Annotated in this window: 3 protein-coding genes, 1 tRNA gene and 1 pseudogene; 2 read left to right on the forward strand and 3 right to left on the reverse strand. The window is 55.9% G+C overall.

The annotated features are described in order from the left end of the window. From DXA70_RS13275 to DXA70_RS13290, 3 genes are all read right to left on the reverse strand, one after another. On the reverse strand, positions 1-1387 hold a 1387-nt coding region (locus tag DXA70_RS13275), incomplete at its 3' end, for a recombinase family protein (RefSeq protein ID WP_243001424.1). Positions 1388-1751: 364 nt separating this feature from the next. After that, positions 1752-2384 (reverse strand): Vat family streptogramin A O-acetyltransferase, encoded by a 633-nt coding sequence (locus DXA70_RS13285; RefSeq protein ID WP_128118739.1) that lies wholly within the window; start codon positions 2382-2384, stop codon positions 1752-1754. A 345-nt stretch (positions 2385-2729) separates the two neighbouring features. Then, positions 2730-2805: transfer RNA gene (locus tag DXA70_RS13290), tRNA-Val, on the reverse strand. Between the two features lie 224 nt (positions 2806-3029). Here DXA70_RS13290 and DXA70_RS13295 point away from each other — a divergent pair. After that, positions 3030-5123, forward strand: a complete 2094-nt coding sequence (locus DXA70_RS13295) for an MMPL family transporter (protein ID WP_128118740.1) — start codon at positions 3030-3032, stop codon at positions 5121-5123. Positions 5124-5130: 7 nt separating this feature from the next. Further along, positions 5131-6301 (forward strand): annotated as a pseudogene (locus DXA70_RS13300) (hypothetical protein); the annotation flags it as partial.

Genomic DNA, 6301 nt, shown 5'->3' on the forward strand with positions numbered 1-6301 from the left:
CGTAGACCGAGTTGACAAAGGTATCAATGATCTGCCGCTGGTGCTCCATGTCTCTCATGTCACCCTTGCGGAATTTTTCAAACCAGAACCGCATCCATTCGCGGGTCAGGACGGGCTTTTTCAGCTCTTCTTCCAGAATGCTGGTGTTCAGAGCTTCTTTCCGGGCTTCCAGTTCGTCCAGCCGCTGCTTGGTGGTCGGGGTCAGGATGCCCTGTTCAATGGCTTCCAGAAGATTTGCCAGCCGCTTCTCTGTATCCCGGAGTTGGTCTTTCAGAACGGGCAGGCGAGTGTTCTCCTGCTGCTGGGCTTTCACAATCAAATCTATCAGCCGTTCGATGATTTCATCGCTGAAAATCACCTTGATGGCAGTGTCCACCACGAACCGTTCCAGCGGCTCCTTGCGGATAGCCTTCAGGTCACAGTGCGCCTTGCCGTGGCGCTTGGCATTGCCGCACTTGTAGTAATAGTAGGTGTTTCCCATGTGGCTGGTGCCGCTTTCGCCACCCATCAGGGTGCCGCACTTGCCACAGAACAGCTTAGTGGTCAGCAGATAGCTCACATCCTCTTTTGCAGGCCGACCGTGGGCGATCCTGTTCTGCTCGAAACGCTGCTGAACCCGGTCGAACAAATCCTGGTCAACAATAGCCGGAATGCCGCCCGGCGTCACAATGTCCTTGTAGCGGTATTCGCCGATGTAGCGGCGGTTGCGGAAGATCTGGAAGAAGCTGTTCTTTACGAACGGCTTCCCGGTGCGGGTACGCAGGCCGCGCTCATTCAGGGATGCTGCAATCTTCTCAGCCGGTTCGCCGTCGGCGTACCGGGTGAAGATCTCTTGCACGATGGGAGCCGTTTCCGGGTCGATATGGTACAGCCTGTCCTCCTTGCCGATGGTGAAGCCCAGCGGCACCACACCGCCGTTGTACTTGCACTGGAGGGCGTTTTCGCGCTCACCGCGCGCCACTTTCAGGGAGAGTTCGGCGGAATAGTATTCCGCCATGCCAATCAGCATACTCTCCACCATAATGCCTTCAGGCCCCTGCGAGATGGGTTCCATGGCAGACACCAGATGGACACCGTTCTTTTCCAGCTGGTACTTGTAGTTCACGGCATCGAACCGATTCCGGGCAAAGCGGTCCAGCTTCCAGACCAGAACTACATCGAAGATTTTCTTTCCGCTGTCCTTGATCATCCTCTGGAAGTCCGGGCGGTCATCTGTTTTGGCAGAGTAGGCACGGTCGATGTAGGTGCCGACCACGGTGATACCGTTCTTCTCGGCGTAGTCCTTGCAGTCGCGCAGCTGCCCTTCAATGGAGCTTCGCGCTGGCTGTCGGAAGAATAGCGGGCATAGATTACGGCGGTCATGGCTGCACCTCTCTTTACACATCATTGAATGTCAGGTTATTCAATCGAAGCAATGTTTCGTATAACCTATATACCATATTTCGCACCCGTTTGCAAGAAAAACAAAACAGAAAAGTGGTGGTGCTCACCGTGAACACCACCACTTCAGAAGAAAAAGGTTCTTTGCTTGCTTTATGCGTCTTAACAATTTGGAAACAATTGCGCAAAAGCTGTTTTGAGCGAATTAGCTGAGAGCAAGAATCGTCCCGTGGCCACAAATTTTCAATTCTTGAAAATGTTGTGCCCTTCCGGGACTGCACTTCTGCGACGCTCCCGCGTTTTTGAAGTGTTCTTGTTGGGGCGTACCTGCCCCAAACCCTGCTTCTGAGGTTACGACAAACTGGAAGTTGTCAGTCTGGTATATGCTTGATTTTCTGTAAATTCCCACTGCACAGTGCATCCATATTACGAAAAATTTTATCTGCATCCCAGTCCCACCATTTAAGGTTCAGCAGGTATGCCGTCAAATCATCATCAAACCGTTTGCGAATCATCCTGCATGGATTACCACCAGCAATGCTATATGGTGGAATATCCTTTGTGACAACAGAATTGGCTGCTATGATTGCGCCATCCCCAATATGAACACCTGGCATAACAGTTACATTCTGTCCAATCCAGACATCATTACCAACAACAGTATCTCCTTTTAGGGGTAGGTCTTCAAGGCTTGGTGTAAATTGCTCCCAACCACCGCCCATAATATTGAACGGGTAAGTCGTTACGCTGTTCATTCTATGATTTGCACCATTCATAATGAATTCGATTCCTTTTGCAATCGCGCAAAACTTTCCGATAATCAATTTATCGCCAAGAAATTCATAGTGGTGCGTAACATGGTCTTCAAACTTTTCTGCTCCGTTTACATCATCATAGTAAGTATATTCACCCACAATAATATTTGGCCTTGTGATCACATTCTTAATATATACAACTTGCTTTATGTTTTCGTTTGGATATACATGATCCGGATTTGGTCCCATAATATCACCCTTTCAAATTCCGATTTGTTGAGCCTAGTATACCATACTACCAGCTGAAAGAACACCCCTATATGTCAGAACTTTCCCTTTTTTCTGCGTACGTGCGTACCGGCCATGTACGGACGTACGCAGCGATTAGCCCTCAATGCGCCATATAGGGTGGACGACCAAGTTCGCACAAAGCGAACTTGATCCCGCAAAGCAAAAGGCAGGATACCACCGCCATGGTGATACCCTGCCTTTGCTCGTTTACCGTTCCGAGTAGTCCTTCCGCAGAACCTCTGATAAACAAAAAACGTACCCGAACCCTTTTTCATAAAGAATTGGGTTCGAGTACGAACTGTATGGTGGACGGTACAGGACTCGAACCTGTGACCTCCTGCACGTCAAGCAGATGCTCTACCAGCTGAGCTAACCGTCCAGATGTCGTATCGACTTGGATATATTACCACAGGTTTTTGCAAAATGCAAGCCCTTTTTTGAAAATTCCATCATTTTTTATTTTTTGATGGACAAACCGGCGGGGTTTGCTCCTTGACGCCTGTTTTGAATGCGGCTATTATAATAAAGTACATTGCCAAAAACGACAAAGGACGCTTTTGTATTCTCCGCAAAACGTCAATTTTTCAAAATGGGAGGCTTTTCATGAAAAAAATCGCGCAGGCCATTGTCCGGCTGCGGAAAATGATCCTGATCCTCGCAGTTCTGCTCCTGATCCCCTCGGCGGTGGGAGCCATTGCCACCCGCATCAACTACGACATCCTCTCCTACCTGCCGCCGGAGCTGGACTCCCGGGTGGGCCAGCTCATTCTGGAAGACGACTATCAGCTCGCTTCCACCAGCATGATCACCGTGGAGGGCCTGCCCACCCATGAGCTGCTGGCCATGAAGCAGGATATCGACGCCATCCCGGGCGTATTGCAGACGTTCTGGCTCAGCGACGTGGTAGACCCGGCCATCCCGGTGGAGATGCTGCCCGCCGATGTGCAGAAATTCCTGTTTGGCAAAAACGATTCCACCATCCTCATCGTCCGGCTGGGTGGTTCCAGCGTGAGCGAGGAGACCATGGAGGCCGTGGCGCAGATCAAAAAGGTGCTGCGGCGGGACTGCTTCTTTGGCGGCATCAGCGTCATTTTCTACGATACCAAGGCGCTGGTCACCCAGGAAATGCCCCTCTACTTACTGTTTGGCGGCGGTGCCTGCCTGCTCATTCTGTTCCTGGCGTTGGAGAGCGCCATCACACCCCTTCTGTTTATGCTGGGGCTGCTCTTCCCGCTGGTGTACAACTTTGGCACCAACTTCTTCCTCAAGGATGTCTGCTTCATTACCGAGGCGCTGGCCGCCGTGCTGCAGCTGGGCGTGACGATGGATTTTTCCATCTTCCTGCTCCACCGCTATGAAGAGGAAAAAGAGCTGGCCTCCTCCAACGAGGAAGCCATGGTCAACGCCATCTGCAAGACGACCACCTCCATCTCCGCATCCAGTCTGACCACCATTGCGGGCTTCCTGGCCCTGTGCGCCATGCAGCTGACGCTGGGCCGGGACATCGGCGTGGTCATGGCCAAGGGCGTGGCGCTGGGCGTGGTCTGCACCATCGTCATCCTGCCCGCCCTCATCCTCTTCTTTGACAAGTGGGTGGAAAAATACCGTCATCGCACGTTTATCCCCAAGCTCACCCGCCTGAGCCACTTTGTTTCGGGCCACCCGGTGGGGGTGCTGATCGCGTCCATTGCCATTATTATTCCCTTTGCACTGGCCCAGGGCAGGACTTCCGTCTACTACGCCCTGTTTGATGCCCTGCCGCAGGATATGCCCGGCATTGTGGGCGTGAGCAAGCTGGGCGAGGATTTCGGTATGGTGACCAACCACTTCATCCTTGTCCATGACGACCTGCCCGCCTCCAAGGTCAGCGCCCTGTGCGATGACATCGGCGAGCTGGACGGCATCACCCAGGTGGTCAGTCTGGATGCCATCACCGGCCCGGGCTTCCCCACCGAGATTCTGCCGGACGGCATTCTGGAAATTTTGCAGAACGCCGGTTACAAGCTGATCCTGGCCAACGGTGCCTACAAGGCCGGCTCCGACGCCGTGAACGCGCAGGTGGAGCAGATGATTGCCCTCGTCAAAGCGGCGGACCCGGAGGGCCTCGTCACCGGTGAGAGCGCCATGACGAAAGACCTGGTGGAAATCGCGGACAACGATTTTGCCAATGTCAACGTCTGGTCCATCCTGGCCGTGCTTGCCATCATCCTCGTCTCGTTCCGCAGCCTGTCCATCCCGGTCATTCTGGTGGCCAGCATTGAGGCCGCCATTGCCATCAATCTTGGCATTCCCTACTTTACCGGGGCTTCGCTGCCGTTCATCGCCAGCATCATCCTGGGCACCATCCAGCTGGGTGCCACGGTGGACTACTCCATCCTCATGACCACCCGTTACCGGGAGGAGCGCGCCCTGGGCCGCACCCCGCGGGAGGCCGCCCAGCAGTCCCTGGAACACTGCAGCCAGAGCATCCTCACCAGCGGCCTGACGTTCTTTGCCGCCACATTCGGCGTGGCTGTCATCAGCCAGATCGAGCTGATGCGGAGCATCTGCCTGCTCATCTCCCGGGGCGCGCTCATCAGCACGGTGGTCATCCTTGTGGTGCTGCCTGCCGCCCTGATGCTGCTGGACGGTCTCATCCGCCGCACCACCCTGGGCTGGCTCCCGTCCGCTGCCCCTCAGATGTCTGAAAAGGAGTAAACCTGCCATGAAAAAAACACTTCGCTTTACCAGCGCGGCCCTGACGCTGGCGCTGGCTGCCGGGATGGCCTTGCCCGCCTTTGCCGCCGCCAAGCCCAGCTTCTCCAAAGACGAGACGGTGTACGCCGTCATGGCCCCGGACGGCTCTGTCACCAGTACCACGGTCAGCGCCCACCTCTACAACGCGGCCGGCCTCTCCGGCGTCACCGACCGCTCCACCCTGACCGATATCGTCAATACCGAGAGCGACGCCGCGTTCACCCAGAACGGCGACAGCCTGACCTGGGACACCACCGACACCGATGTCTACTATAAGGGCGACACCAGCCGTGCCCTGCCTGTTTCCGCCGCCGTGACCTACACCCTGGACGGTGAAACCACCCCGCTGGAAAACCTGCTGGGCAAGAGCGGCCACCTGACCATCCGCATCGACCTGACCAACAACGAAACCGGCACCGTGACTGTCAACGGGGCCGAGCGCACCGTTGTCACGCCGTTTATCACCGCCGTGGGTGTGGTGCTGGGGGAAGACGCCTCCAATGTGACGCTGGAGCACGGCCTGCTGGAAAGTGCCGCCAAATCCACGGTCGCCGCCTTTGTCACCCTGCCCGGCGTCCGTGGTGCCCTGAGCGGCCTGCTGCCGGACAGCTTCTCCGCCGCAGAGGACTACTTGCAGGACAGTGTGACCGTGGAAGCCGACGTAGAAAACCTGTCCGCCCCGCAGATTTTGCTGGCCAGTGCCGCCAGTGCTGAGGCGCTGGGGCAGGGCAACGTGTTTGACCTGAGCAGCATCCATTCCCTGACCGACGGCATCAGCCAGCTCAACGACGCCATGCAGCAGCTGCTGAGCGGTGCTTCCCAGCTGGTGGACGGCGTGGCCCAGCTGGACAGTGGCGCGGCGGCACTGCTGGATGGTACCAGCCAGCTGAACAGTGGTCTGGACCAGCTGACCGAGGGCCTGGATACCCTGACTTCCAACAACGCGGCCCTGACCGCCGGTGCCCAGCAGGTGGCCGACGGGGTTCTGGATTCCGCCAGCAAGACCCTGATGGAGGGCGGCCTCATCGACACGCCCCTCACCTGGGACAATTACGCCGCTGTCATTGATGAAATTCTGACCCTGAACGATAAAACGCTGGAGGCCGGCCGCAAAAAGATGGTGCGCACATCTGGGAGCA

Source organism: Faecalibacterium sp. OF04-11AC, assembly GCF_003460645.1.
In the GTDB taxonomy this organism is placed as follows: domain Bacteria; phylum Bacillota; class Clostridia; order Oscillospirales; family Ruminococcaceae; genus Faecalibacterium; species Faecalibacterium prausnitzii_I.

Coding starts and splice junctions, on each gene's coding strand:
- DXA70_RS13285 (WP_128118739.1), bottom strand. CDS start 2,384: ATGGGACCAAATCCGGATCATGTATATCCAAACGAAAACATAAAGCAA.
- DXA70_RS13295 (WP_128118740.1), top strand. CDS start 3,030: ATGAAAAAAATCGCGCAGGCCATTGTCCGGCTGCGGAAAATGATCCTG.